25 protein-coding genes and 4 pseudogenes are annotated in these 26,098 nt (G+C 55.0%); 7 read left to right on the top strand and 22 right to left on the bottom strand.

All coding sequences use genetic code 11. The features are described 5' to 3' along the window. Positions 1-8: 8 nt before the first annotated feature. The 5 genes from BLM14_RS20310 to BLM14_RS20290 all read left to right on the top strand — a co-directional run bounded on the left by BLM14_RS20310 (position 9) and on the right by BLM14_RS20290 (position 5,821). Positions 9-584 (top strand): TRAP transporter small permease, encoded by a 576-nt coding sequence (locus tag BLM14_RS20310; RefSeq protein WP_100001715.1) that lies wholly within the window; start codon positions 9-11, stop codon positions 582-584. Next, on the top strand, positions 581-1,861 hold the full coding sequence (locus tag BLM14_RS20305; protein ID WP_100001713.1) for a TRAP transporter large permease: 1,281 nt from the start codon (positions 581-583) through the stop codon (positions 1,859-1,861). The genes BLM14_RS20310 and BLM14_RS20305 overlap by 4 nt, the downstream gene beginning before the upstream one ends. Positions 1,862-1,933: 72 nt before the next feature. Next, positions 1,934-2,950, top strand: a complete 1,017-nt coding sequence (locus tag BLM14_RS20300) for a TRAP transporter substrate-binding protein (RefSeq protein ID WP_100001711.1) — start codon at positions 1,934-1,936, stop codon at positions 2,948-2,950. 87 nt (positions 2,951-3,037) lie between these two features. Continuing rightward, the gene (locus tag BLM14_RS20295; RefSeq protein WP_100001709.1) at positions 3,038-3,898 is read left to right on the top strand and encodes a shikimate dehydrogenase; all 861 of its coding nucleotides are present in this window, start codon (positions 3,038-3,040) and stop codon (positions 3,896-3,898) included. Positions 3,899-3,931: 33 nt separating this feature from the next. Then, positions 3,932-5,821, top strand: a complete 1,890-nt coding sequence (locus BLM14_RS20290; RefSeq protein ID WP_100001707.1) for a bifunctional sugar phosphate isomerase/epimerase/4-hydroxyphenylpyruvate dioxygenase family protein — start codon at positions 3,932-3,934, stop codon at positions 5,819-5,821. A 160-nt stretch (positions 5,822-5,981) separates the two neighbouring features. Here BLM14_RS20290 and BLM14_RS20285 read toward each other — a convergent pair. The 8 genes and pseudogenes from BLM14_RS20285 to BLM14_RS20250 all read right to left on the bottom strand — a co-directional run. After that, a pseudogene (locus BLM14_RS20285) lies at positions 5,982-6,542 on the bottom strand (nucleotidyl transferase AbiEii/AbiGii toxin family protein); the annotation flags it as partial. Continuing rightward, positions 6,518-6,739 (bottom strand): HipA N-terminal domain-containing protein, encoded by a 222-nt coding sequence (locus BLM14_RS31930; protein WP_237143622.1) that lies wholly within the window; start codon positions 6,737-6,739, stop codon positions 6,518-6,520. The gene BLM14_RS31930 and the pseudogene BLM14_RS20285, both read right to left, overlap by 25 nt. 87 nt (positions 6,740-6,826) lie before the next feature. Next, entirely contained in the window at positions 6,827-7,081 is a 255-nt protein-coding gene (locus tag BLM14_RS20275; protein WP_100001703.1) for a helix-turn-helix domain-containing protein, read from the bottom strand. 158 nt (positions 7,082-7,239) lie between these two features. After that, the gene (locus tag BLM14_RS20270; RefSeq protein WP_157929562.1) at positions 7,240-9,924 is read right to left on the bottom strand and encodes a type IV secretory system conjugative DNA transfer family protein; all 2,685 of its coding nucleotides are present in this window, start codon (positions 9,922-9,924) and stop codon (positions 7,240-7,242) included. Next, positions 9,902-10,939, bottom strand: a complete 1,038-nt coding sequence (gene virB11, locus BLM14_RS20265) for a P-type DNA transfer ATPase VirB11 (protein WP_100001699.1) — start codon at positions 10,937-10,939, stop codon at positions 9,902-9,904. The genes BLM14_RS20270 and virB11 overlap by 23 nt, the downstream gene beginning before the upstream one ends. Next, the gene (virB10, locus tag BLM14_RS31925; protein WP_237143605.1) at positions 10,936-11,814 is read right to left on the bottom strand and encodes a type IV secretion system protein VirB10; all 879 of its coding nucleotides are present in this window, start codon (positions 11,812-11,814) and stop codon (positions 10,936-10,938) included. The genes virB11 and virB10 overlap by 4 nt, the downstream gene beginning before the upstream one ends. Positions 11,815-12,308: 494 nt before the next feature. Further along, complete coding sequence (locus BLM14_RS20255; protein ID WP_100001695.1) at positions 12,309-13,148, bottom strand: TrbG/VirB9 family P-type conjugative transfer protein; 840 nt, start codon at positions 13,146-13,148, stop codon at positions 12,309-12,311. Next, a complete protein-coding gene (locus tag BLM14_RS20250; protein WP_237143604.1) occupies positions 13,145-13,843 on the bottom strand; it encodes a VirB8 family type IV secretion system protein in 699 nt (232 codons plus the stop codon). The genes BLM14_RS20255 and BLM14_RS20250 overlap by 4 nt, the downstream gene beginning before the upstream one ends. Positions 13,844-14,007: 164 nt before the next feature. Between BLM14_RS20250 and BLM14_RS20245 the strand changes: the two are divergent. Beyond that, a pseudogene (locus BLM14_RS20245) lies at positions 14,008-14,373 on the top strand (IS21 family transposase); the annotation flags it as partial. On the opposite strand, the pseudogene BLM14_RS20240 reads toward BLM14_RS20245, so the two are convergent. From BLM14_RS20240 to BLM14_RS20190, 11 genes and pseudogenes are all read right to left on the bottom strand, one after another. Continuing rightward, positions 14,374-14,649, bottom strand: a pseudogene (locus tag BLM14_RS20240) (type II toxin-antitoxin system RelE/ParE family toxin). It lies immediately after the preceding pseudogene. Next, on the bottom strand, positions 14,649-14,909 hold the full coding sequence (locus tag BLM14_RS20235; protein ID WP_100001691.1) for a CopG family ribbon-helix-helix protein: 261 nt from the start codon (positions 14,907-14,909) through the stop codon (positions 14,649-14,651). Before BLM14_RS20235 ends, BLM14_RS20240 begins: the two are co-directional and overlap by 1 nt. Positions 14,910-15,011: 102 nt before the next feature. Beyond that, positions 15,012-16,049 (bottom strand): TrbL/VirB6 family protein, encoded by a 1,038-nt coding sequence (locus tag BLM14_RS20230; protein ID WP_100001689.1) that lies wholly within the window; start codon positions 16,047-16,049, stop codon positions 15,012-15,014. Positions 16,050-16,075: 26 nt separating this feature from the next. Further along, complete coding sequence (locus BLM14_RS20225; RefSeq protein ID WP_100001688.1) at positions 16,076-16,294, bottom strand: hypothetical protein; 219 nt, start codon at positions 16,292-16,294, stop codon at positions 16,076-16,078. After that, positions 16,294-17,076, bottom strand: a complete 783-nt coding sequence (locus BLM14_RS20220) for a conjugal transfer protein (RefSeq protein WP_100001686.1) — start codon at positions 17,074-17,076, stop codon at positions 16,294-16,296. The genes BLM14_RS20225 and BLM14_RS20220 overlap by 1 nt, the downstream gene beginning before the upstream one ends. A 34-nt stretch (positions 17,077-17,110) precedes the next feature. Further along, a complete protein-coding gene (locus tag BLM14_RS20215) occupies positions 17,111-18,217 on the bottom strand; it encodes a lytic transglycosylase domain-containing protein (RefSeq protein ID WP_157929561.1) in 1,107 nt (368 codons plus the stop codon). Between the two features lie 65 nt (positions 18,218-18,282). Continuing rightward, positions 18,283-20,769, bottom strand: a complete 2,487-nt coding sequence (locus BLM14_RS20210; protein WP_100001682.1) for a VirB4 family type IV secretion/conjugal transfer ATPase — start codon at positions 20,767-20,769, stop codon at positions 18,283-18,285. A gap of 1 nt (position 20,770) precedes the next feature. Beyond that, positions 20,771-21,100, bottom strand: coding sequence for a VirB3 family type IV secretion system protein (locus tag BLM14_RS20205; protein ID WP_100001680.1), 330 nt, complete (start codon positions 21,098-21,100; stop codon positions 20,771-20,773). A gap of 17 nt (positions 21,101-21,117) precedes the next feature. Next, the gene (locus BLM14_RS20200; RefSeq protein WP_100001678.1) at positions 21,118-21,441 is read right to left on the bottom strand and encodes a TrbC/VirB2 family protein; all 324 of its coding nucleotides are present in this window, start codon (positions 21,439-21,441) and stop codon (positions 21,118-21,120) included. Further along, on the bottom strand, positions 21,438-22,553 hold the full coding sequence (locus BLM14_RS20195; protein ID WP_237143603.1) for a lytic transglycosylase domain-containing protein: 1,116 nt from the start codon (positions 22,551-22,553) through the stop codon (positions 21,438-21,440). The genes BLM14_RS20200 and BLM14_RS20195 overlap by 4 nt, the downstream gene beginning before the upstream one ends. Positions 22,554-22,733: 180 nt before the next feature. Further along, a complete protein-coding gene (locus tag BLM14_RS20190; protein ID WP_100001676.1) occupies positions 22,734-23,198 on the bottom strand; it encodes a hypothetical protein in 465 nt (154 codons plus the stop codon). Between the two features lie 249 nt (positions 23,199-23,447). Between BLM14_RS20190 and BLM14_RS20185 the strand changes: the two are divergent. Continuing rightward, positions 23,448-23,525, top strand: a pseudogene (locus tag BLM14_RS20185) (cold-shock protein); the annotation flags it as partial. Positions 23,526-23,689: 164 nt separating this feature from the next. On the opposite strand, the gene BLM14_RS20180 reads toward BLM14_RS20185, so the two are convergent. The 3 genes from BLM14_RS20180 to BLM14_RS20170 form a co-directional block, all read right to left on the bottom strand. Next, a complete protein-coding gene (locus BLM14_RS20180; RefSeq protein ID WP_100001674.1) occupies positions 23,690-24,466 on the bottom strand; it encodes a class I SAM-dependent methyltransferase in 777 nt (258 codons plus the stop codon). A 38-nt stretch (positions 24,467-24,504) separates the two neighbouring features. Next, on the bottom strand, positions 24,505-24,942 hold the full coding sequence (locus BLM14_RS20175) for a hypothetical protein (RefSeq protein ID WP_100001672.1): 438 nt from the start codon (positions 24,940-24,942) through the stop codon (positions 24,505-24,507). A gap of 784 nt (positions 24,943-25,726) precedes the next feature. Then, a complete protein-coding gene (locus BLM14_RS20170) occupies positions 25,727-26,089 on the bottom strand; it encodes a nuclear transport factor 2 family protein (RefSeq protein ID WP_100001670.1) in 363 nt (120 codons plus the stop codon). Positions 26,090-26,098 lie beyond the last annotated feature (9 nt).

Below are 26,098 nucleotides of genomic sequence, written 5' to 3'. Positions count from 1 at the left end.
AGGAGCGAATGGCGCGCATAATCGAATTCTGCTTTCTCATGCTGAAGGTTGCAATCGCACTGTTGCTTGCGGGCATGGTGGTACTGGTTTTCGGCAATGTCGTCCTACGCTACGCGTTCAATCAGGGCATCACTTACTCCGAAGAACTCGCGCGGTTGTTTTTCATATGGCTGACGTTCCTTGGTGCTGTTGTCGCCATGCATGAACATGGGCATCTGGGCGTCGATTCTGTTATCCGGCGCTTACCGCCAAATATTGCCAAGGCGGCCGTTTTGGCCGGACATTTCCTCATGCTGGTGGCGACATGGTTATTGATCAGCGGCAGCTGGGATCAGACACTGATCAACCTGCATGTCAAAGCACCGGCGACCGGTATCTCCATGGCTTTCTTTTATGGTGCAGGCCTCGCGTTCGGGGTTCCCGCATTCCTGATCCTTCTTTGGGATGCCTTTTGCGTCGCAACTGGCCGTATCGATCTGGCGACTGCCGAGCTTGTACGCGACTCTGAAGAGCAGATCGCTGACGATGACCACTCAAGCACGGGGCTAGGCCGTCCTGTGAATACTCTGGGGAGCCAAGGATGACGGTAGCAATTTTCCTTGGTGCACTTCTCGGGCCCATGGCGCTTGGCGTCCCGATCGCCTTCGCCCTGATTGTCAGCGGCGTCGCGCTCATGATGTATCTCGGCATGTTCGATGCGCAGATCGTTGCGCAAAATGTGTTGAACGGCGCAGACAGCTTTCCATTGATGGCAGTCCCGTTCTTCATGCTTGCTGGCGAAGTGATGAACACCGGGGGCCTGTCGCGGCGCATCGTCGATCTGGCCATGGCTTTGGTCGGCCATATCCGCGGCGGTCTGGGTTTCGTGGCGATCTTTGCCGCTTGCGTGCTGTCGAGCCTTTCAGGATCTGCCGTGGCCGATGCGGCCGCGCTGGGGACCCTGCTGTTGCCGATGATGCTGAAATCGGGCCACGATCCCGCGCGGGCGGGCGGGCTGCTTGCCTCGGCGTCGATCATTGGACCGATCATCCCGCCTTCGATTGGTTTCATCCTCTATGGCGTCGTCGGCGGCGTGTCGATTACCAAGCTGTTTCTTGCCGGAATATTTCCCGGTCTCTTGATAGCGGTGGCGCTCTGCATCACGTGGCTGATTGTTGCCAGCAAGGAGCAATTCAGCCTGCCCCCACGACAATCCGGCGCTGTCCGGTTGAAGGCATTCATCGACAGCATCTGGGCGCTCATGCTGCCGCTTATCATCATCGTAGGGCTAAAATTCGGCGTGTTCACGCCCACCGAAGCAGGGGTGGTCGCGGCCGTTTATTCGCTCTTCGTCGCCATGGTGATCTATCGCGAATTACCGCCGGCGCGACTTTTCCACGTATTCGTTGCCGCTGCGAAGATTACGGCTGTCGTCATGTTTCTGGTCGCGGCGGCAGCGGTTTCCGCGTGGCTGATCACCGTGGCTGACGTGCCGGGCGATCTCGCCGCGCTCATCCAACCATTGATGGGCAATCAGACATTGCTGCTGCTCGCCATCATGGTTCTCGTGGTGCTCGTCGGCACCGCAATGGATATGACGCCTACCATCCTCATCATGACACCGGTGCTGATGCCGATCATCAAAGAGGCAGGGATCGATCCGGTGTATTTCGGCGTCCTGTTCATCATCAACAACTCGATCGGCCTCATCACGCCGCCGGTCGGCACCGTGCTCAACGTCATCTGCGGCATATCGAAACTTTCGATGGAAGAGCTGATGAAGGGAGTCATGCCATTTCTCATCGCTGAACTCATCGTGCTGCTCCTGCTTGTCCTGTTTCCGCAACTGGTAATGGTTCCGGTGAGCTGGCTGGGACATTGAAGAGCAGGTGGCACGTGACGAAAGGAATTCAACCGGCCGTGGGGAGACACCGGCCAACATTGGGAGGAAAAAATGCTGAATAAATTGATGAAAGTCCTTGTAGGAGTGGCACTGCCACTCGCACTGTTGACGACTGGTCCGGCCATGGCCGAGCTCCGCGAGCATCAGCTCAAATTTGCATCGGCCAACAACAAGGGCCATCCGCAGGTCATGGGCATGGAGAAGTTCGCGGATCTCGTGAAGGAAAAGAGCAGCGGCAAAATTACCGTGAAGCTTTTCCCGGGAGGCGTGCTGGGCGGAGACGTTCAGACGGTTTCCGCCCTTCAGGGCGGGGTCATCGAAATGACAGTCCTAAACGCCGGGATACTGGCCGGCAACGTCAAGCAGTTCGGCGCGGTCGATCTGCCCTTCCTGTTTAACAGCGGTGAAGAGGCAGACAAGGTCATGGACGGTCCGTTCGGCACCAGCCTCATCAAAATGCTGCCAGATACTGGTCTTGTCGGGCTTGCCTATTGGGAGCTCGGTTTTCGAAATCTGACTAACAACCGGCATCCGGTAGCAAAGCTCGAAGACATCAAGGGTTTGAAAATCCGCACGATCCAGTCGCCAATTCCCATTGAGCTTTTCAACAGTCTCGGCGCGAATGCGGTGCCCATGCCATATACCGAACTCTATACCGCGCTCGAAACAGGAACGGTGGACGGTCAGGAAAATCCCGCGGCGAATATCGTGAACGCGAAATTCTATGAAGTTCAAAAGTACATGACGATTACGCGCCACCAGTACAATCCGCAGATCGTGCTGATCAGCAAGAAGTTCTGGGACGGGCTGAATGATGAAGAAAAGGCCGTACTGCAGTCGGCGGCAGACGAAGCGCGCGATTATCAGCGAAAGGTTTCGCGTGAGCAGGACGCGGCATCGATCGACGAGATCAAGAAGACCGGGATGGAAGTCACGGAACTCAGCCCGGAGGAAACACAGAAACTTCGCGACGCGGTCAAGCCGATGATCGACAAGTTCAGCGCGGACATTGGCACAGAGACCGTTACGGAACTCTTCAAGGAACTGAACGCAGCACGCGGCCAGTAGAGGTACAAGTCAGCCCGCGCTCTGCCGCGGGCTGACTTGCTCGATAGTCCAAGGTCGCGCCGAGCTCGAACGAGCGGAATGGAAATGATGAGCGAGACATTGTTGAAGCCGATAAAGGCGGGGCTCATTGGGGCAGGCATTCAGGCTTCGCTCACGCCCGCTATGCACATGAAGGAAGGCAGGGCGCAGGGGCTCTCCTATGAATATGACCTGATCGACCTCAATCAGCTTGTTGCATCGATCGACGATCTTCCTCGGCTCCTTTCTGAAGCGGAGGAACGTGGCTTTTCAGGTCTCAATATCACACATCCCTGCAAGCAGGCGGTCATGCCGCATCTCGATGAGCTTTCCGCCGATGCCGACTCGATCGGTGCCGTAAATACTGTCGTTCTGAAGGATGGGCGGCGCTACGGCCACAATACCGATTGGTGGGGTTTTGCGCAGAGCTTCCGTCGCGGCCTTCCCGGGGTCGACACGTCGTTCGTGGTTCAGCTCGGCGCGGGAGGCGCGGGGGTCGCAACCGCATATGCAGCTTTGTCGCTGGGAGTGGCGAAGCTTGCCGTATTTGATCGCGAACGACAGCGCGCCATTGCGCTGAGCAGGTCAATGCAGCAGATCTTCCCCGACGCGCAAATCATCGCCGAAGGTGATCTTATGGAAGCGATGCAGCAGGCGTCGGGATTGATCCATGCCACACCCACTGGCATGTCTGGGTATCCTGGCCTGCCGTTACCGGCGGATATGCTTGATCGGCGCCATTGGGTAGCGGAAATTGTCTACTTTCCCCTGGAGACGGAATTGTTGAGGCAGGCACGCCAGCGCGGCTGTCCAACGCTCGATGGCGGGGGCATGGCGGTATTCCAGGCCGTCGGAGCCTTTCAGCTTTTTACCGGCCTGCAGCCTGATGCGAACCGGATGCTCGACCATTTCAAGTCCATGACCGCATAGAACGCTTTCCTTCATAGACGCAAGGACCCGGCAATGAAGACTTCAATAGCAACAGTTTCAATCAGTGGTGATCTCCCTGAAAAGCTGGATGCAATCGCGAAGGCTGGTTTCAGCGGTGTTGAGATTTTCGAGAACGACTTCCTGGCCTTCGATGCAAACCCGCGCGACGTCGGCAGGATGGTCAGGGACTGCGGGCTGGAGATTACGCTGTTTCAGCCCTTTCGTGATTTCGAGGGGATGCCGGAACCGCATCGATCCCGCGCATTCGATCGGGCCGAACGCAAATTCGATGTCATGCAGGAATTGGGAACGGACCTCGTGCTTGTCTGTTCGAACGTATCGCCAATCGCGTTGGGTGGATTGGATCGAGCTGCGGATGACTTTCGCGACCTTGGCGAACGTGCAAAGAAACGCGGATTGCGCGTTGGATACGAAGCGCTCGCCTGGGGACGGCACATCAATGATCATCGTGACGCGTGGGAAATCGTGCGCCGCGCTGATCACACCAATGTCGGGCTGATCCTAGACAGCTTCCATACGCTGGCGCGAAAGATCGATGTCAATTCGATCCGCTCGATTCCCAAGGAAAAAATATTCATTGTCCAGCTTGCCGATGCCCCGCTCATCGACATGGATCTGTTGTACTGGAGCCGCCACTACCGCAACATGCCAGGGGAGGGGGATCTACCGGTCGTGGATTTCATGCAAGCTGTCGCCGCCACAGGCTACGATGGGTATCTGTCATTGGAAATTTTCAATGATCAGTTTCGGGGTGGTTCACCCCATTCGATAGCGCTGGATGGTCATCGATCGCTAATCTATCTCGGAGACCAGATACAGCGCCGCGCGCCGGAGGGGACCATTGGGCTGCCAAAGATGCCGGACCGCATTCATGTCGATGGCGTGGCATTTGTTGAATTTTCTGCCAGCGAGGAGGAGGCCGAAAAACTCAGCGGGCACTTGCACATTCTGGGTTTCCAAGTCGCGGGTACGCATAAGACGAAGCTGGTTACCCTGTACCGGCAAGGCGAGATCAATCTTGTCATCAACACCGAGCATGAAGGATTTGCTCATTCCTCTTATTTGGTCCATGGCACGTCGGCCTACGCGATCGGTCTCGAAGTGGATGATGCAAAAGCAACCGCGGAGCGTGCACGCGCGCTTATCGCAGAGCCTTTTGAGCAAACCGTCGGGCCGGGCGAGCTGACGATGCCAGCGATCCGCGGGGTTGGCGGCGGTATCATCTATTTTGTCGATCAAAAGTCTGATCTGAAAAATATATGGGAGATCGAGTTCAACATGATTGCCGGCGAAGAGCCGCGGGATGGTGTGGGGCTCCGGCGCGTTGATCACATCGCTCAGACGATGAAATACGACGAAATGCTGACTTGGATCCTATTCTACACCTCGATTTTCAAGGTGCGTAAAACGGCTATGGTCGACATCGTCGATCCTGCGGGCATTGTGCGCAGTCAGGTAGTTGAAAACACTAACGGCCGCTTCCGTCTGACACTTAATGGTGCAGAAAACCGCACTACCCTTGCTGGACACTTCATCGCCGAAAATTTCGGGTCCGGCGTCCAGCATCTGGCGTTTGAGACCAACGATATCTTTGCAACAGCGTCTGCGCTCCATAAAAACGGCTTCACACCACTCCAGATCTCGCCCAACTACTACGATGATCTGGAAGCGCGGTTTGGTCTCGATATCGGACTTTCCGACAGACTGAGGTCGGCAAATATCCTTTATGACCGCGATGAAAGCGGTGAATATTTTCAGTTATACAGTCCAAGTTATGGCGAGGGCTTTTTCTTTGAAATCGTTCAGCGCAACGGATATCGAGGTTACGGCGCATCCAACTCGATATTCAGAATCGCAGCGCAAAAGCGCCATATGAGACCGAAAGGCATGCCGCGAGTTTGATGAAGTCTTGAGTCTTCGACGACGTCAACGTTGTGGCTTGCACCCAGCATAGCGGGTTTTGCGGTTCCTCAGGGTCTTAGAGATTCGTCGCAATGCAAACGCCGCGATAAACGTTTTCGGATTCAGGTGTGTTGGAGCGCGCTGGAACCGTCGTTCGGAGCTAAGACAATATGTTCTCAATCTCATGGCGCTGCTGGGTGTGTTTCTCTGGGTTCTGCTCTTTCAGTTTCGTGAGGTTGAGCAGTTTCCATCTGACGGCCGGCAGGTTTGCCGCCTGCGGCATGCCGATAGTTTCAAAATCCGGCTCGGTCTCATGCAGTGAAAGCAAGAAACGCATAGCGCTATCATCCAACCGTGTGAGTAAGTCGTCGGTCAGACGCACGCGTGCATCCTTCAGTTCACCCAGGCTGACAGGCGCGACGGTCATGCCTTCAAACTCCTTGACGAACGCTTCGTCGAGTTCGGAGAAGGAGGGCTTGATAAGCTCGTGCGGCGGCCGGCCCGAACTGGCGACATAAATGAGGAAGGTGCGAAACAGTGCATCCGTCAGCCCTTCGTTCTCGTAGAGCAGCTTCACATCGAAGAGATCCCGCGGGTGTTGACGATCAACAGCTGCATGAAGCTTGCCACCAAACAGATCCTCAAAGGAGACGACCTGCATTTCGGCGAAGCCGAACGTGTTGGCGACAAGGTCAGTCACGGAAGCTGTTTGGGAACGATGTGACAACCGGGTCGATGCCGTCGGACAGGAACTGCAGAGCGCCGACGCGCTTGCGAACGGAGTTGCTGTCGGGCAGCAGGTTGTCGAAGACATTGATGACCGGCGCCGATATAGCGATCTTCGCGCAGGGGCAGGGAGAGCGAGACCGGGAAAGTACCGCGCCATTCCAGCCAATCGCGCGTGTACTGGAAGTCGATCGCGCCGGTTGACTCGCGGCGCAGTACACCGACGAGGCGGCTGTTCAGGAAGACATTAAAGGGGGACGTGCGCCCGCTTTCGTCCCATCAGAACAGGTCCTCGATGTCGGCGGCGCTGCTCTGGCTGCGCGATCTGACGACGAGTTCGAGATTGAGGCCCAAGAGCGCTCCCATCAGAGTGCGCAACTGGACAGCAGGCTCTCCAGCTTCGAGGCGAGACACCGTTCCTTGTCGCAGATGGATTTGTTCGCCGAGCGTGCCTTGCGTTAGTCCGGCGTGTTTTCGGACGCGGCGCAGGATAGCGCCAAGCTGCTTTTCGGTACGTGCAATGTGCTCGTTCATGGGGCAACCTCCAGGCATCAATATACGCGAGCGCGCATAAAGTGTTAATATACGCGAATGCGTGTAATTGAGGATTATGCGCGAAGGCGTATAAAACAACGTATACGCGAAGGCGTATGCGCGGGCGAGTGGAGCTCCCCGAGAAATCTGATTGAAGATTAACTCTTGGAATTTTTAGCTTTCTCTTCCTGTAGCGGATCGGAAACTGCGGCCTCAAGTTCCTCGAATGCTTCTGCCGCCTCAGGCTTGACGGATTGTCTGGCGGCTGACACGAGTGCCATGATTCCGCAATTAATTTCGAGCGGATTCACATTGTCGGCCTGCATCGTGCCATCCAAAAGTCCATCCGGAAGTTCCCAATGGTTGCTATCACCAATCCCGAACACATCCTCTAGTTCTTCGTTGGTAAGGATTGGCGAACGCACGGCCACGTCGTCAATCGTGACAACATTTTCGGACCGCTCGAAACACTTTTCATCCAGAGCTTTTTCGCGATCGCCCTGCGACATTTCCCCTTTCAGCGCCCTCATATCAACAACGTTGGCGTTCATGTCCTTAACGGGCTGAGGGTCGTTGCATTCGCGTCCTTCACGATCGTCCATTAGTGCTGCCGTCAAATCAACACCAGCTTCCCGCAAGGGGTTGAGCCCAAGACGGTGGCGGAGGCCATCCAGCGTGGAAACATAGATAATTGATCCGTTCTTGCGGAACTTTGGTGTCATATCGATGCCGCCAGTCTCGATGATTTCCATCTTCGGCCGAGAAGGGGCCTTGTACTTCCTGTAGGCACCAAAGCGTAGATCATCGCCTCCCTCCACCTTAAGCACCTTGAATACCGGAGCGCCGGCGACGTGCAGGATCAATTCCTCCGGCTTGAGCATCATCAAATCAGAAACGGACAAGAGATCCTTTTGCACCGGCATCATCGAGACCTGCCGATCGCGGCGGCCATGCCGGTATGTGTAAGACGAGGTTGGCAGCCATTCCGTGGTCTTGCCGGCGATCGTCGATATGTATTGGGCGTCCCTCGGGTTCTGAAAATTCATGTAGAGCTTGATCGTCGATGATCCGGCAATGATCTCACGGCCGGTTTTCTCATACAGCCGTTCGAGCTGTGCACTGTCCTGCAGGATTGACACAAATCGGATGCCGTATTTTCGCATCAGTGGCGCCTGCGTCAGGATCGTATCCAGCCGGCCGGCATTGCCAAATTCATCGAGCATAACCATCACATCATGCTGGTCGTCGCGCAACGGTCCTTGCTTGATAAAAATGTCCATCGTGGTTTCAATGAGCAGAGAAATGAACCGCTCAAAAATGCGCACAGACTGGATATCGACGTCGAGGAAGATTGCCATCTTGCGATTACGGATCTCCTTCAGCGGTATCGTTGTCGCCGACAGCATCGCCTCCAGGTTCTTGTTCTGCAGAACGTCGATCTTGGCGCCGATCTCGGCCGCAATGCCTTCGCCCAACTTCTCATGACGGCCGCGGAATTTGTCGAGCTGCATGCGCGTGGCATCGCTCAGCGTATGTTCGTATTTTTCCATCAACTGCGTGACCGCCTTGCGCTCGTCCGGCATCGAGCCAAGGATCCGTTGCAGTTCACCCAGTGTCTTGCGCGTGTCCGGACATTCGATAATAAACGCCATCAATGCGGTCAGCAGAATTCGAGCGCTTTCCTCCCAAAAATCCGATGTATCCGAGCGAACCCGCTCCGGCATCATCATCAAGGATAGCTTCTGCAGATCAGTTATGCGTTGAGCTGGATCCGTGCTGATAAAGTCAAACGGATTAAACCCATCAGTCTCTTGTCTACCTGGCGCAATCACATGGATGCTATAACCATCCGCCGAAAGCCACCCCGCCATTTCCTTGTAGAGCTCACCGCCAAAATCGAGAACGAACATCGATCCGCCAAACCGCATCATGGACGGTATAACGATGCTGCGTGACTTGCCTTGACCCGGTGAGCCGATTACCAGCACATGCTTGTCGCTGTCATCGACCAGCAACAAACCCTGCTTGGTTCCGAGAACCACGCCACGTTTTTTGCGCAGTCCGAAATCGGCGGCATCGGTCAACGTCCCCAACCGTGCGCCACCATAAACCATCCGGCCGCGCTTCTGAATTGCCAGACCGACGGGAAATCCGATGCCGGCAATTGCGGCTAAAAATGCCAGCACGCCGGCACGCCGGATCTTGCTTGGAGCCTTGACCACTGCGCCGGATGCATCAATCGAACCGAACGGTGTCGTTGCCATGGCGAGTGGCTTTTCGAAATAGAGTTTTGCAAGATCCGTTCCCTTTTCAAATTCGGTCGCCACCACGTAAAAGACGACGGAATAGACCACGACGGCCGCGACGCTAAGAAACTGACCCATGATGGCGATACCCACCAGTCGGCGGGTCGATCGGATGTGCAGCAGGTACAGGATGTGACGCGAGAAGGCCCGCCCGCCCTTGAGCATCCACAAGACCAGGACGGCGAACATTAGCGGTGCAGCGAGTGCCAGGGCGAGGATGAAAATGCCGGCCGTATCGCGCCGTCCGATCAGTCTCCAGGTGGATGTCACCGCCTCTGCAAACGGAGCTGCCAGCGCGTAATCAAAATAGGACACTGTGCCGAATGAGGTGACGTATATGTCATAGAGGAAAAGGAAGAAGAACAACCAAACTGCGAAGACGGTCAGCAACGCAAGCGGAAACGTCAGATAGGACTGTCGCCGGATCCGGCCCCATCGTGCCGGTAAATCAAGCTCCGTGAAAAACCGCTGGCGAAAGTTCGCCAGCGCAGGGGAGACGGGACGCTCCTCTCGCTCAGCGGTGTTTGCGCTTTCCATTTTGATCAACCTCATCGGCGAAAAAGATTTCACTCACGCCTCGAGTGCCATGTTCATCGCCTTTTTTCAGCTGCACGACTATCGGGATAATGGACTTGATGTAACTGATGATGTCAGCCCGATCCATGCGGACACCACTGTTCAGCACCAGTGTCGAAAGCCGGTCAAAGGCATGGCGCGGCGAATTGGCGTGGATCGTTGTCATTGAACCCGGATGACCGGTGTTGATGGCATTAAGAAAGTCGAATGCTTCCTCGCCTCTGAGCTCGCCCATGAAAATCCTGTCCGGGCGCAGACGCAGCGCAGCCCCAAGCAGCGATGTCATGGTAACCTTGGCGCGACCCTGGTCGCCCTTCGATGCGGTTAGGGAAACAACATTCTCCTGAATTGGTTCGAGTTCAGGCGCATCCTGCATCATGACGAACCGTTCGTTTCTCGGAATCGCCGTCAACATGGCATTGAGGAATGTGGTTTTTCCGGTGGACGTGCCCCCACTGACGATCATGCTTCGATGATTGTGTGCTGCAACTTTAAGGAAGTGACGGATGTCACCCGCCTGCAACAAGCGGGACAATTCGATATCGACCTCATCAATGAAATGGTCGCTAGCAACGCGCGTCCGCTTGAACGCCCCGGCATTATCGTAGTCCTCGAGTGTCAGGCGCCGAAGCACCTGCTTGCGGATGGAAAAACAATGGCCGGTGACAGACGTCGGATTAAGGACATATTGAATGCGCTCGCCGTCCGGCAATGTAGCAGACAAAAGCGGGTTTTCCTCATTCACCACCTGGCTTGAATGCGCCGCCGTCCGTTCCGCCATCAAGGCGATCGCGGCGTTTTCGAGCCCCGCGACGGTGTGTTTTTCCATCTCAAGCGTTCCCGATCGTTCAATCCAGACCTCGTTCGGTTTCTGGCACGAGATTTCCACGACTTTGCGGTCGTCCAAGAACTCTCGAATCGGCGCTAAGGCTTCTTCCAGAAAATACCTTGCTGGATTGTTGTGATTGGCATTCATTTTCTATTGCGTGCTTTCCTTAGCCGTTCAAATTCCTGACGCACCGGATCGGGATAGAGATCGGAAAAATCGAGATCGCGGGTTACAAATACGTTGATCTCCGCACCCTGATTGATGTCAATCGTCGGCTGAATGCTGTTGCTGTCCTTGAACGCTTCGGCTGCCATTTGCTGGATGCCGGCTGCGACGGTTTCTGAAACGATCTGCTTTGGATTCTCGCCCGAGGAATTATTGTTGGAGGGAACCGAAATCACATTGCCAGTCGAGGAATCGATGATCGTGACGTTTTGATTGTCATTGTCGTCACCCAGCGCCGCCACGTACTGGGCGAAGCCGCCCACCATCGTCAGCAGGGCAGGGGGACCGAACCGCTCCCAGTATTTTTTGTCAACTTTGCCGGTCAATCCCGAACGTCCCAAGGCGTCTGTGCCATAGGAGCCGAGCTGCACCGACACGCCATCAGCACGGATCATCCGCGTCCACACGATGAAAATCCGTTCCTGGCCGCGGGTAACACCTGTCTTGTAATCGCCGACAAGGGAGGATCCGGCCGGAATCAAGATGCGCCGGCCATCGAACGAATAAACATCCTGACGAACGATCGCCTTCACCATGCCGGCCAGATCGGAATTGATGGCTGTTTCCAGCGTTCCGCGGATCATCGACCCTTGCGGGATCCACGCGTCCGGACGTTTATTTTTGTTCGCTACAGAGGTTTCAAAACCGGCGCCGCCCATTTGCGACAGGAAGGCGCGATCAGCATCGGCAGCACGGCCGCCACCACTGCCACTTGCACTGCCGCCTAATCCGTCTTCAGCTTCCATCCCGCTGCTGTCGCCAGCAGCCGCGTTGCCGCTACCGACCATTGCCTGCATTTCGCCTCCGGTGTTTCCCGTATCAATAACGACAACATTGGAGCGAACGCGCTCAAGCAACTTGCGCTGACGTTCAAGTTCGATACATTTCGGATGGGTTGCCTTATCCGTGGCGTTTTCCTCGCAATCCGGCTCGCGCACTTCCACTGGCGCAGCCGCAATTGCGGGTGCTTGTTCTGCCGATGGGAGCGGAGGTGGAGGAGGGGGCGCGGTCGGTACGGTTACCGTTGGAATTTCTGGGGGTGGGGGCGGCACGAATGCCTGTTGCTGAGGTGACTGCACCGGCACGAATTCCTCCCCTTGCGCAGGCTCCGATGGTTCGATTTCACCTTCGTCGTCAACGAACAAAAAATAGCCAATCGCCCCGAATCCGAGTACGGCAAGGGCCAGCGCAAACGTCCGACCACCACCAACGGACGATTTCCTTACCGCAGCACCCAGTCCGCTGCCGGTCTCCAACGACTGGTAATTTGGATCACTCATCGGCCCGCCCGTCACCTGACACTTTGATTAGAGGATGATTGAGGGGGCGTTCCCGCTCCAATCCGCCGTGGCGCGACAGCGCCCTCAATCGGCGCAAGCACATCAGCCGGCACCGTGCGCAAATTGAACAGGCAGGTGTCCGTCTCGGTTCCATAACGAAGCGTCCACTGACGGGAGACGGCATCGATGACGATGTAATCGCCTTCACGTCTGTAATTGATCAGGCTTTCGCGCCGTTTCCCGTCCACGGTAAAAATTGCGGGGACATCTCCTGTGAATTTCATGAAGGTCTTGATACCGTCGTCGAAGACCCAAGTCGGCTTGGCAGCGTCGCCGCCTTTGAAACCATAATCGAAATTCACCTTGTCCCGGCGAATGTTCTTCAGGTTCGGGCTCTTCGTCGCCTGCTCGGCCTGACGCCACATTTCGGCGGTACCACGCAAGCCGGCTTCCTCAGGATACGTGAATCGCACCTTGTAGGTCTGTTCTCGCTTCGAATTCGTCGTATTGACCTGCAACTCAAAGGAATAAGTGCGTTTCGACGTGATGACCGACATATTGGTCGGCGCATCCTTTTCGGTCGGCTTGAGGGTCAATGCCTTCCTGTTGGCGGCAACGACGATCTGCCACGAGATCGTATCGCCTGCCGTTACGGTCAATATTTCCTCGTCGGCACCAAAAAGTATCGTAGTGATCAGGCCGTACGTTCCTGTCACCACGACCACCTGTTCGGCTGAATAGGGAACGTTGCGAACCCGCGGATCGGAGCGCCCGGGCTGAGCGACCAGTTCGGCAGAAGCGTCGCACAGACTAAAAGCCAGGATGAAACATACAAGACTGGTTCGCTTCATTGACCAAGCCCACTTGGCATGCTTTCAGGCACTTTCACATAATCGGTAACGACAAATCCAAGCGGATTGAACAGCCTGACGCGATTGGATGCCGGCAACTGCAACTGCCTATAACGGATCGTTGCCGACCATCGATTGACGACAGTGCCGCCCTTGACCCGTTCTTTGGTTTCGAACCGCACACTCATGGTGTTGGCGTTCAGGGGATTGACCGAAAGGATTTCAGGCCGGATTTCGCCATCAGTGCCGATCATGGCAATTGGTCCTTGTGGATTGGCAGGGTTCATGAGCTCTTCGTATGCTTTAAAGGCTGAACCATTCGGATCTGACCACAGCCCAACCATGTCGTAATTATCGGCTACATAGCGAGGATCATAGATCTCACGCCGCAAGACGTAATTGCCCACAAAAGCTGCACGCACGGCTTGCTGTTGCGTTACCTTTTCGCGGCTTTGATCGAGGGTTGTCACCGTCTCCATGTAGCCGGTGTTCTTATCGACAATGAGCGGCACCACTTCCGATTTCACCAAGGGAAACATCTGTGAAATCGTGAAAGCCATGATGCCCGCTAAAATCCAGCCCGCGATCGCCACGCCAAGCAGAATTACGGTGATTATTCCTTTCAGGCGACTATTGCGCGACTGCCACGTCTCGCCTTGCCTATACATCGCCTCTAAATCCGCATTGTTGGCCACATTGACCCCCGAAATTTCACCCCAGCTTTTACATCCGAGGATAGAAACGAATCTATAAGCCACACATAATATCAAACTCTAGTTGTATATTGAAATAGTTCCAGATGCCAGAAAAATTCAACACGTGTATCGTGTATGGTTCATGTTAGGTTTGATCGAAGACACGCGGTGCGGTGACGGCGGAAGCCCACGTACCGCTGTTCTATGCACGGGGAGAAGCTTACCAGTTCGACTGGAGCGACGAGATCATGCTGATCAACGGAGTGACGACAATCGTAAAGGTCGCCCATGTTCGTCTCTGTCACAGCCGGATGATGTTTGTTCGCACCTACATGTGCGAAAGCCAAGAGATGGTGTTCGATGCGTATGACCGGCCTTCGCGTTCTTTCGCGGCAACTGCTCACGCGGCCTATATGATAATATGAAGACAGCAGTTGAGGCTGTGTTTGTTGGCAAGGAGCGCCAGTACCCGTTTCCTACAGATGTGCAGCCACTATCTGGTCCAGCCTGTTGCCTGCACACCCGCTGCCTTACCGTTCCTCGCGCGTGTGCCATACGCGTAGCACGCAGATGGTCGTTTCGTGAATTTCGTAACGCATTTAGTGGTGACCGACGAGTATACGACGGATTTCACGCGGCTCGAATTCTTCGAGTTTTTCACCGATACGGGGATGTTCGAGCAGCCGGGTTGGTGCTGCCGTCAGGGACTGTACCGTGCGCGCGGCCGCTTGCCGACTGACAGGTGCGAGCAAATGATAGAGACGTGCGAGATCCGGCAGTGCCTTGCTCGTCCATTTCAGTTCCATCAACGTGGGACAGGTAGTGGTGCATCGGTGTCAAGACTATCTGCCCACGCCTGCACGGCATGATGATCGACGACGCGACCGACATCCACATCAGACAGCGCTTCAAGCGTCAGGCGCCGCCGTTCTTCTTCCTGATCGATCCAGGCAGCTAGGGCTTGCTTGACGATCCAGCCTCGCGAGCGTTCGAGACGAGTGGCCAGTTGGTCCACTTTCTCCGCAAGCGGCAGCGGTATATGCGCGGTCAACACTTTGGTTTCCATGGTGTGCACCTCTTTTAATCAACCCCAATCGTAGCGATTAGAAATGATTAAGTCGAAATGTGTTTGCATCCATTAGCGGTTGCAGTTCAACCTTAGAAAATTCTACCCATTGCGTCCCCGGACGCGCGCGGTCAGCTGTCGAGAAAACGTGGTTGCAGCCCGGGCACCTTGTGCGACACCTCTGCCCATTGTCCCTGCTCCAGCCGCCATGGAAGCACCGACGGTTTTTGCCGCCAAGGCCGTGGCGACGGCGCCTTGAGCGACCCCCATCGCGCCACCGCCACCTATTCCGCCAATACCGAGTGCAGTGCCAAAAGCAAACGTCCGCGCAAAATCCGGCACCCTGTAGACAAAGAATCCGATCAGCAGCAAATAGCAGGCCAAAGCGACAACCTTGGCGATAACGCCGGTGTTGTCATAATCGATGCCGCCAATCGCCCCCATGATCTGATCGAGGAACGAGAATGACAGACCCAAGATGACATAGGTGAAGAGCATCATGAAAAAACCGAAAGCCAGTCCCTTCAGCCACGATTCAAATACAAATCGAGTTTGAGAATAAAAGTACGCCATGATGGCAAATGGCCCGATAGCAAGCATGATTGCGGTAATGAATTTCCCAAACAAAGTGACCCCGGTCAAAATAAGCAAAAGTGGTATCAATCCGATCAGCATGACCGACATAGCCAACAGGCCGACGATGTTCAGTGAGACCCATGAGTCGTTTGCCCGCATAATATCGGATGCGAAATTGTAGCTCTTCACCGCTACATTTTTGACGAGACCAGCCATCCCATTGTTTGCGATGTCGATGCCGCCCATTTTCGATGCGATAGCCGTTCCGATCTGCTCCGGCCCTTTGATAAGCACTTCACCGATAAGATCGTTAAAATCTGGCCACGACGTAATCAGCGAATATGCAAGCACGACCTTTAGAGCCGAAACGGCCGCATCCTGAATGCTACCGCGCGTATAACCGAGCGCGACGCCTAGAAAATAAAGCGAAATAAACAACGTAAAAAGCAACGTGACCAGTTGGCGATTTTCCGCAAGTACGCCCCAGGCACGGCCGATACTTTCGCCGTTGACCCTGTCAAAAAAAGTCATCGCATCACCGTAGAATGTAACGAGCAGGTCCATGATTGAGCACCAAATCGGCTAGAGGGTCAGAATTGATTGACAGGACGCATGGCGCCGCAATCAGCCCCGGCGGCCAATTTCTCCTGCGCCTCAAACACCCGCACTGATGGTTGCTTTTGTGATTCATAGTAGGCAGTAGCCCGAACCGGATTTTCATCCGCCGAGCACTTCGCCAATTTGTCCCTGTGCGCTGCGCAAGATGAAACCACTACGCAGCACACGATCAGAATAATCGCTTTTTTCATTATTGACTTTGCTGCTCCTGAAATGCCTTCAGCTGCGATCTGACATCATTGCCTTGCGGCTGCCTGCCTGAGCCAGACACGCTGATGGGAGCCAGCGCCTTGTTACGCTCTGACATTGCAGCAACGCCAGCTCGTTGCTGTTCCGAGAGCAAATGAACCTGATTGTTCAGGGATCCCACCGCTTCATTCGTCGTCTGATTTCCCTGCAAAACCATTTGCGTGTTTTGCTCAAGAGCGCCCTTCAAGTCTTGAGCCCGCCCAATCTGTTTCGTTGCATCCTGGAATGAATTCGTCCGCTGCTTTGCCGATGAATTCATGGCATCCGTCAACGCCGTCATCGTTGTCAGCGTCAGCACCGCCTGGTCATAGCTCTTGCTATTGGCCGTAGCGCCGCCCTCAAACTGATCGACAAGCGATTTCACCAGATTGAGCCCATTGATCAGTTGCGCGGCATTGTTCTGGAACACGCCGCCAATGCCGCCGAATGACGACTGGTTCCCCTGCAGGATGGATGCAAAATCCGGGGCTTGGCCCATCGAGAACCCTTGACCGGTTGCGAGATTCGAGAACTGCGATGCATCCTGTGTGCGATCACCTGTGATCGCCTTGAAGGTCTTTGTCGTATTGTCCTTCACAATCGAGGTGTCCGACTGAATCTGCCGGGACAGTTCCTTGATCTGCATTGACTCCTTGATGTTCGCGGCATCAGTCACAGGAACCTGCGCATGTACTGCGGTTCCCATCAGGCCGAGAATAGCCAAGGCACTCAAAATACGTCTCATTATGCCATCCTTTCTAAGGTGAAGAATAATGCTCTCAACCCTGCGGCCGCGTTTCGACGATCGTAACCAACCCGCCCGTATTACCTTCCTGCACATCGAAAGTCGCAACGCCGTTGCTTGCCTGCGCCTGGCGTTGCAACTGAGCCAGCCATTCACGCACCTGGTCTTTCGACATAACCGTCGGCATGGAATAGCAGCGCGTTGATCCGAGATTAAGCACACCCGGCGGACACTGAATTTCGAGGGGTGTCATTGCGCCGAACCCGGGGTTCTGGTTGCTGCTATCCGCACCCTTGATGCTGTTCGACATGCTGCGCACCCCTTCAAGTGACGCTTGATTGTATTTTTGATTTGCCTCGAGCGATTTCTTGACCAGATCGTTGATGACTTGCGCGCGCGCCTGTTGGGCTTCGGTGTTACGATCCCAGGCCTTTTTCAGCTGTTCGCCGCAACCGCCATAGCCGTTGCCGGAAACGGTCTGAGGTGTTTCCGATCCGCTTGGTCCCAAATCACCATTCTTTGCCTTGAATGAATTGTAATTCGCCGAGACTTTGCGCACGTAATCCTGCGTTTCCGGAATATTCGGGACACGGCCTTCACGCAGGGATTGCCGGTTGGGGCCGGCATTGTAAGCGGCTGCCGTAAGATCCATGCGTCCGCCGAACTTGTTCACATTCTGCTTCAGGTAACGCACGCCGCCACGAATATTGCCCTCGGTATCATAGGGGTTAACGCCCAATTCCTGCGCCGTTCCGGGCATCAATTGCATGACGCCGATTGCACCGACGGGAGAGCGGGCATTCTGGTTGAACCGCGATTCCTGCTGCGCGATCGCCAAAGCAAAATGTGGATCAACGCCTTCTTCCTGTGCAATTCGCTTTACCATATCAGCTACTTCCTGCCGGCTTTGCGGTACGTTCGAATTGCCGGTAACAGAGGAAACACCGCCCATGCCGGCATCAGAACAGGCGTCAGGCGAACCCGATTCTTGACCAGGGACGAAACTGTCCGTCACACCGCCAGAACCGCTTTTGAGTTTGCGCATGTCTTGGGTGTAGCGGGTGTACCAATTCTTCGTCTGCTGCTGGGTGTTCTCCCGAGAACCGTCAATGACCGGCACCTGCGCATAGGTTGTATGCACCGCTGAAATTGCAACGGAACAGACCACTAAGAAAACAGTTTGCTTAAAGCCCACGGCGTTCATGGTCACCCTGTTGTTTCTTCCGCCCAGCCGCAAAACCTGGCCAGCCAATTTTTCGGATCATCCCCGTACATTTCGCGCAGCTCTTCGCATTCCCTGACGGTCGATTCCCGGCCGCTCAGGACCTTCACGAAATCCATCATGTGCGACATGTCGAGCCGCGCGATCACCGAATCCTTCGCATGCTTGATCAGCATGAACCGGCTTGCCGGATCAGCATTTTTGACCCACTCAAATTCCGCCTGGGAAAGCCCGAAATGCTTGGCATAGGAATTCGTGTCGGCCTTCGAATTGCCGAAGAAAATGTTGGTGGATGTCTGCTCGATGATGGTCCGCCCGACCTTGGAATCCACCACGTCGGAGGCAGACTGCGTTCCAAAAATTACAATGCCGTTGCGTTTGCGGATCGTCTTGAAATAGTCCTTCATGAAATCGATGAAGACTTCATCGTCGAGCAGTCGCCACGCTTCGTCCATCAGGTTGATGACTGGCGAGCCGTCATAGATTTCATCCAGTCGGTGGAACATATACAAAAGCGCCGCCGTCCGCACAGTCGGCTCTTCCAGAATGCGGGTCATGTCAAACCCGGTGCAGCTCGATGACAGATCCATATCATCGGTTTCATTGTCGAACAGCCAGGCGTTCGGCCCGCTGCCAATCCACTTGTCGAGCCGCGCTGAAAGACCGCGATCCGTGCGGTCGCGCCCCTCAAAAAGTGTCTTCAGCGACGACAGCCGCCGCATCGCCACATCGCGGGTTTTCATAATGGTCTTGAGAGAGCTTTCAATAATGCTCTCTTCCTGTGCCGTCAGGTTCGTCCCGTTCTCCGGTTTCAGCATGTAGCTTAACAACCGCATCAGGAACGACCGGTTTTGCGGGGTATCCGGCAGCATCAATGGGTTCCAGCCCGAGGGGTGACCTGGATCGAGCGTCATGTAGTTGCCGCCCACAGCCCTTACCATCGGATCAAGACCGCGATCCTTATCGAACACGACCGTCTTCAGTTTCCGATCGACCCGGTGCGCCTCAAGGATCAGGAACCCCATCACGACGGTCTTACCGGAGCCAGTTGGGCCGAAAACCGTCGTATGTCCGACGTCGCGTTCATGAAAATTGAAGAAAAACGGCGTTCCCGAGGTTGTCTCGAAAATCGTGATCGCAGGTCCCCAATGGTTTCCGTCAGGACGACCATAGGGATAGGCGTGGAAGGAGGAAAAGCCCGCGAAATTCAGCGTCGATATGACCGCGCGGCGCGCGATATAGTCGTGGTTGCCCGGCAGCTGCGCCCAATAACACGGCTCACAATTGAAATCTTCGCGGATATAGGAGGCTCCGATCGATCCCAATTGCGCGCCGACTTCCGCCACAGCCTCATCGAGCTTGGGAACAGAGCGCCCAATTGGCATCACTGTCAGATGATGTTCGGCAAAGGCGACTTCCTTGCGCGCCAGCTGGTCGCGCGCAATCATCAGATCCTCTTGCACCGTGGATCCGGCTTCGTCCGCTTTCGACAATTGTCGATCCAGACGGTCGATCCGGCCGCGAGCCACCACATCGTCAAGGAACGACAGGGACTGCGTAACGATCATTTCATGCGGAAGCTTCAGAACATAATCCAGCATACCCGCACCCGTTTCCGGGGGATACTCCTTCAGCGATACGATCGCACCGAAACGCTCATCCTCGGCCAAGAGGCCCTCCAGGCGGATGGTGCGATTGCCAATAGAGGTGCGCTGTGCCGGCAAGAGCTGGTCGACGGGGAGGGCGCCGAGGCGCATCGGGCGCACGCTGCCACCGTTGAGCAGCGTATAGAAAAACTCCGATTGCTCGGAGAACCAGTAGCGTTTGGTTCCCTCTGGCAATTCCTGTTCCGGCACGACATCGCGATAGAGACGCCTGCCATCTCCAAGGACGACCTCATATCGCTGGACGTCATGCAGAACTTTGGGACCATAGGCATCAAGCGCTTTTACAAGTGCCGTCGTTGCCTCGACCAGCTTGTCCCGCATCGTGCGCATGGACCGCTCCTGCGATCCCTTGCCGGTTGAGAAAACTTGCGACAGTGCCGATCCTTGTTTGAACATCGGCCGAATGACAAGCGTCACGTAGATGTCGTTGACGAACATCTCATTGCGCCAGATATGACGCTGATAGACCTCATCCATCCGGGTTATGAACGGGTCAGAAAAATCCGAGGCGAGCGACGGTTTCACCTTGTGGCGGACCACATGGGTGTAGATCGAAAAACTGCCAATCGACGCGATCGAGCGAAACGCCGTGTTCCGGTTTTTCTGCAACAGATTGATAGTGTCGATGTCGGCGGTTTCGAACGAAAAGCCGTTCAGCTTGATCGTTGAAACGAGACAGCCATTCTTGGTCCTGACGATCCCATTCTCGATCGGACGTAGATAAGGCACATGCGTTGAAATCGACTTGTCCGCAAAGACCTGCCAGCCCTTCACTAATGATGATTTCAACGCTAACGAGATCATGTTATCCCCCGTATGTCCGCACGCCGCCGCCGATCTTGCGACCGACTGGATTGATCCCGCAGGCAGACTGTTTGAACAAAATATCGAAGAACCACAGGTCGCCCTTCACGCACAGGACGTACAAAAGCGAATGAAAGACTGCCAATGCTGCCGGCAGCCACAGGATCGATCCCATGACGAGATAGATCATCATCGCCGTGAAGCCTTCTAAGCACACATAAAGATACGGCACACCGAGGATCGTCGGCGGCCGTGTCAAAGCAAGAATGATGGGGAACGTCGCAATGTGTTCGTCCGCCTCCTCATTTTCATTGTAATAGCGGTCTGCCATTTCCCCGCCCGTGTCTCTTAGTTACCGGCAAGGAAGCCGACGAGTTCCGCAGCAGCGAACATGCCGGCAAGGGCACCGCCCACCCGAAGCAAGGCGCCCCAGGACCAGAAACCGAAAGCTGCGGCAAGAAACATTCCAATGAAGGCCATGGCGCCAACCGAACGACCGAACTTGCCGGTGAAGAACTGGACGAGCCTGTCCGCGGCGCTCTCCAGTTTTTGCAGGCTTTGGGCCGCCGCAGGATCGGTGTGCGAGAGGAACAAAATCCCGACGCAGAGCATCAGCATGAAACTATGTGCGAACATCCTTCTGAACGCCATGGATCCAAAAACTGCTTTCATTGTCTTTCCTTTTCGATAGGCACCGGCCCTGATGGGTCCGAACTTGCTTCCACAATTTCCTCGACATCGCGCTTCTCATCCTCGCCGGCCGAATAGACCAGTATTGACGATGAAACCCGGGTAACTTTCTCCGCTCGCCGCTTCAGGGGAACGATCATAGATTTGCCTGCGGACGCGAAAACCTTGTCGGTTCTAGGGGAAGGGGCAACGCGCGCTGGGGTATATGAATTGGTGTAGAGGCCGACGACCTTGGTCACGTAGTCCGCTGTCTCCCGGATCAAGGGGAGCGATGTGCGGACATCAACTTGCGGCTCTCCGGCGTTATAGGCGCTGGCGATCAGAACCGGATTGCGATACTTCCGGGTGAGTACTTTCAGGAACTTGGCACCGGCGCGAATGTTTTGTGCCGGATCCGTCAAATCTTGCGCGCCAAACGTCTGACCGGTCGTGGGCATCAGCTGCATCAGTCCGATTGCACCCGCAGGACTGACGGCAACCGGATCAAATCCGGCGTTCTCGGCATGCATGATAGATAACAATAAATTGACATCGACGCCCTCTTGGCGCGCCACATCCTCGATGATCTGTGCATACTCTTCAGGAACGCCATTCAGCAAATCCGCCCGTGGCTGGAGTTGCACCCTTTCCGGCACGACAGAGGCGATCAGCGCCGGATCAATCGTGAAAGATGCACTATCGGCCGTCAGTTGTGGCCGAGTGCCAAGCCCAAACACGGTCATATCTGAGCGGATTGCCATTTCCTCCCGGCGTTCACGTCCGGCAATGTCGCCGCGGCCCGACGATAGGTCGGTACTGGCCGGATCCAACGCGGCGGTGACCTTCACGGCGGTTGCAGTACCCGCAGGTGCAAAACGCTCTGCTACCGGGAAGGAAAGCGCTTTCGGGAGCCCTACAACCGCTCTAGTTGGCGCAAAAGTCGCAGCGGCTTGGAGTCTTCGCGGATCCTGAACCTGCGGGCCCAATGGCATCAGCGGCGAAACCGAGGCAGTAGCAGCCAAATTAGCAACCCGCACGATGTCCTGACCGTGAGAGCCGGCGAAGCCGACCAACAGAACTGGTGCGAAAATGCTGGCGATATGCCCTTTAACCACTCCACCCACCCATCGTATCGATTTCGCATGGTTGAGATGGCGCGCCTTGCCATCTTCGTGTGGGTCAGAAAAACATACTCTAGTTTAAAAAACAATCAAAAAAAAGCAACTAGAGTGTTAATACTTTTGGCGCAAGGCCGTGTCCTCGACGCAATCAGATCCGCATTTCCTGCGCAATACCTACCCGTTAACGCGGCTCCAGGGATCTTTTTTCCAGCGGTAGTCCAGTTGCTGGATGTCCCCAAAATGCTTTGCAAGCCTGACAGCGGTTCCGCCCTTAACCAACACGGTTCCAGTCGACAAACCGCCGCCCATCTCCGAAATCTCGCAATTATAATTTGGTAAATGAGGAACAGCCCACTGCAACGGTGCGCAGCCAAGAACCTGATACTGATACGCGGACGGCCGTCCGTTGCTCTGGACTGGACCGAATGAAACAGGGCCATATTGCGTCAGCAGCATCAGACGGCATTCGGTGAACCCGGGATATGCCTTGCAGTTCCGCAACTGCAAATTTGCATAGGGTTCAGGTGGCAACATCCTATGGACGGGCTGCGATGCACATCCGGCTAAAATCCCCAGAGCCGCAATCATACTGCAAGCTGCCCAACCTTGTTTTTTCAACATTGCTTTCCCAGTTTTCATAGATCAGTTTCCTGCCCACAAATCAGCCACTTCACATTCAATCTCGGGGTGGGCAATAAGCAAACTCTAGTTATATTTTTTGCAATACAGACGCCACGAAAAAATTCACTAGCGCATGTTGACATCGACCACTGCCATCCCAGCTGACGCGAGCAGAACGCGGACCGGGTTGCCTGAACGAGTGGCGCTATGGCTTGATCGTTTGTCCCACACTCGATACGTTGTCGTTTTCCAGAAGAGGGATCGAAGATGGCTACCGGTACAGTTAAATGGTTCAACTCCACCAAGGGTTTTGGATTTATCCAGCCTGACAATGGGGGTGCTGAGGAGTTGTCAACCTAATGCAGTATAGGACTTCTGGGGAGCTTTCAGCCCGATTGTCGTTGCCGTAAGCCATTGATTTGCTTACGCGACGATTTTCCGCTTGACGAGTAGAAGGCAGTATTTCTCGTTAAGTTGACAACTCCCGGCAACCTGCTACGAAGAACCGCTCATCCATGAATTTCCAAACCGACTCTAAGGGTTAGGAGCGCATGCCATGCGAACCGCTTTACAAAGGGAAGCGTCAGAACTACTGAATCGACAGCTTTGCCAACTGTGTAGACGGTCTCCGAGATGCTTCGCGGCATCAGCGCGCTTCCTACGGAACACAGGCCGAAATATTCCACCTGGACATTGCTGAAATAGCGGCGAGCCAACGCGAAGTCCGAAGTTAACAAAGGATGTTCATCAGCGGTGCGGATGAGGGGTGTCCGTCTTCTGTAGGCATTCAGGAGAGGATTGTGTCCCATCGGCTCGAAGAAGGACGCCACGCCGTTCGGCTTCAAGACACGGACCACCTCGGAAAAGCACCGATCCAGGTCCAGGTGATGGATGATCCCGCGTCCATACACCAGGTCGAACTTGTTGTCCTCGAAGGACATGGCTTCCGCATTCATCGCCAGGAATGTAGCGTTCGTGCTTCCAAGCGTGCTCGCCCGTTCGTTCGCCTTGTTTACTGCTACTTCCGAAATATCGATCCCCGTCAGAGATCGGCAAAGATCGAGCAGGTGCAGGGAATGCAGGGACCACCCGCCATCGGAACAACCGTACTCGAGCACGTCAGCGTTTTTCGAAAGGCGTTTTATTTCCTCGTCTTGACGTTCAGCACCGTGGCGAATTGTTCGATACCACTTGTCCAGACTTCCTCTTGGATCCTCCTCCTGACTAAATCTGAGATTGTGAAATTCTCTTTCTCGATTGACGATCTCGTCCCTTTCACTGTGCATGACAAAGTCCTCCTCGGATTTGAGAAACGTCGCCGGCTTTATCTGTCGAACATAACACGCAACCGAATAAACATGCCCCGCTGTCTCCCGCTAAGCGTCTTACGGATTTGATGGGCGGCCTCTGCGGCGCTCAAGGTCTCGCCGAAATGGCAATAGCAGATGACCCTGTGCAATTGGTGATCGGTCAGTTCGAAGAATCGCTTCGCTTCGCCGTAACTGTCGTTTTCCAACCCCGCTGCGCGGAGGACTGGATCCGCGAAAGCGACCGAGATCGGCGAGCCATTGCTGCGCATGGCTGCGCGCTCCCTGGCCGGCTGGTACTCGGTCTGGTGCAGCGTCGAGAGGCGCCGGCCAGGATTCCGTTCCAGGAGCTCCACCCAGCGTTCAAGACGTTCAGTGCGCGACATGGCCCTGCGCGGATAGACCTGATCGACTTCGGCGACGGTCTGCAGTTGCTCGAGTGCATGGTGCTTCATCTTGGCCTCCTATTCAGATGACAGTTGGTCCGCCCATTTCCCACTTATACCCGAGCCAAGCGTGACTCCAACGGATCGTGAAGTCCAATCACGATGATGCCTGGCTGGAGATTCATTGACGAAAACGTGCAGGCTCCGCAAAGGCGCGCCTGTTTTACAATATCGATTTGACGGACGTGTCGGTCGAGATGAACTACGCGCACAATGACCGTGTTCTTGAATTGCTCGGCGATGGTCGGATGCCGGTTGGGGCAAAAAAGAAATCCTCGCGGCAGTCGGAGCGGTAGCTGACAACATGTCGCGCGCATTGGATGCACAGGCGAAACGGTCGTTGGAATTCTATTTGAAGAAATTACTGACGTGACGCGATTGACGCGACCAGGCACATCGAGGCGCCTGATCACACCAGGAATATGAGCGACAAAATGAGCAGGATCGCGCCAATGAATAGTGTGATCGAGTAGCCAACAATAATGTTCTTTGATTGCGGTGCGGGATCAAGCGGTGGTCCCAATCATATTTCATGGCAACTTCACTTCTCATTGAAATCTCATGAAGCGCGCGTACGCAATACTAATCGCGCTGCGCTCAAACTCGGACATCAGAGTGAACATTGAGTTAATCGGTGGGCAAAAGCTGTCTCGTCGATAGTCTGATTTGATATAACGGATCTGGCTGGCCGACATTCATCGATGCGGAAGGACTATCGACTGAATGCCGGACCCAACGGCCAGACCGATCGGCAGGTCAACAGGTTGAAGACTCCAAGATCGGACCGCCTTACTTAGCCTTCCAGATAACAGAAACGCTCCTCGACGATCTTTCCGTTCTTGACCGTATAGATTCCAACTTCGTCCATGCTCATACGTTGGCCGGTGGCCTTTGGTGTTACGTCCATCGTGAAGCGCACCACGAACTGGTCGCCGTTGACGTACGGACCTTCTATCAAGGCACCGTGAACCTCATGGTTCTCCTGCCACCAATCACCCTTCTGCTTGACGGTATCCTTGCCCCGGCAGACCGCCATCGGACCATCCATGGCCTCATAGCTTACGATGTCGTCGGAATTGTATTTTGCGGCGGCGCCTTCGTGATCGTTCGTTTTGAGAAGATTGGTGAAATCCTTGGCAAGTTCTAGCGTTGTCATTTGTTGGCT

Origin of the sequence: Phyllobacterium zundukense (genome assembly GCF_002764115.1) — a bacterium.
GTDB lineage: Bacteria > Pseudomonadota > Alphaproteobacteria > Rhizobiales > Rhizobiaceae > Phyllobacterium > Phyllobacterium zundukense.
Note: the sequence above shows the minus strand (reverse complement) of the source record. Positions and strands in the feature narration are given on the sequence as shown.

Coding starts and splice junctions, on each gene's coding strand:
- BLM14_RS20310 (WP_100001715.1), top strand. CDS start 9: ATGGCGCGCATAATCGAATTCTGCTTTCTCATGCTGAAGGTTGCAATC.
- BLM14_RS20305 (WP_100001713.1), top strand. CDS start 581: ATGACGGTAGCAATTTTCCTTGGTGCACTTCTCGGGCCCATGGCGCTT.
- BLM14_RS20300 (WP_100001711.1), top strand. CDS start 1,934: ATGCTGAATAAATTGATGAAAGTCCTTGTAGGAGTGGCACTGCCACTC.
- BLM14_RS20295 (WP_100001709.1), top strand. CDS start 3,038: ATGAGCGAGACATTGTTGAAGCCGATAAAGGCGGGGCTCATTGGGGCA.
- BLM14_RS20290 (WP_100001707.1), top strand. CDS start 3,932: ATGAAGACTTCAATAGCAACAGTTTCAATCAGTGGTGATCTCCCTGAA.
- BLM14_RS20275 (WP_100001703.1), bottom strand. CDS start 7,081: ATGAACGAGCACATTGCACGTACCGAAAAGCAGCTTGGCGCTATCCTG.
- BLM14_RS20270 (WP_157929562.1), bottom strand. CDS start 9,924: ATGGAAAGCGCAAACACCGCTGAGCGAGAGGAGCGTCCCGTCTCCCCT.
- virB11 (WP_100001699.1), bottom strand. CDS start 10,939: ATGAATGCCAATCACAACAATCCAGCAAGGTATTTTCTGGAAGAAGCC.
- virB10 (WP_237143605.1), bottom strand. CDS start 11,814: ATGCAGGCAATGGTCGGTAGCGGCAACGCGGCTGCTGGCGACAGCAGC.
- BLM14_RS20255 (WP_100001695.1), bottom strand. CDS start 13,148: ATGAAGCGAACCAGTCTTGTATGTTTCATCCTGGCTTTTAGTCTGTGC.
- BLM14_RS20235 (WP_100001691.1), bottom strand. CDS start 14,909: ATGGAAACCAAAGTGTTGACCGCGCATATACCGCTGCCGCTTGCGGAG.
- BLM14_RS20230 (WP_100001689.1), bottom strand. CDS start 16,049: ATGGACCTGCTCGTTACATTCTACGGTGATGCGATGACTTTTTTTGAC.
- BLM14_RS20225 (WP_100001688.1), bottom strand. CDS start 16,294: ATGAAAAAAGCGATTATTCTGATCGTGTGCTGCGTAGTGGTTTCATCT.
- BLM14_RS20220 (WP_100001686.1), bottom strand. CDS start 17,076: ATGAGACGTATTTTGAGTGCCTTGGCTATTCTCGGCCTGATGGGAACC.
- BLM14_RS20210 (WP_100001682.1), bottom strand. CDS start 20,769: ATGATCTCGTTAGCGTTGAAATCATCATTAGTGAAGGGCTGGCAGGTC.
- BLM14_RS20205 (WP_100001680.1), bottom strand. CDS start 21,100: ATGGCAGACCGCTATTACAATGAAAATGAGGAGGCGGACGAACACATT.
- BLM14_RS20200 (WP_100001678.1), bottom strand. CDS start 21,441: ATGAAAGCAGTTTTTGGATCCATGGCGTTCAGAAGGATGTTCGCACAT.
- BLM14_RS20190 (WP_100001676.1), bottom strand. CDS start 23,198: ATGAAAACTGGGAAAGCAATGTTGAAAAAACAAGGTTGGGCAGCTTGC.
- BLM14_RS20180 (WP_100001674.1), bottom strand. CDS start 24,466: ATGCACAGTGAAAGGGACGAGATCGTCAATCGAGAAAGAGAATTTCAC.
- BLM14_RS20175 (WP_100001672.1), bottom strand. CDS start 24,942: ATGAAGCACCATGCACTCGAGCAACTGCAGACCGTCGCCGAAGTCGAT.
- BLM14_RS20170 (WP_100001670.1), bottom strand. CDS start 26,089: ATGACAACGCTAGAACTTGCCAAGGATTTCACCAATCTTCTCAAAACG.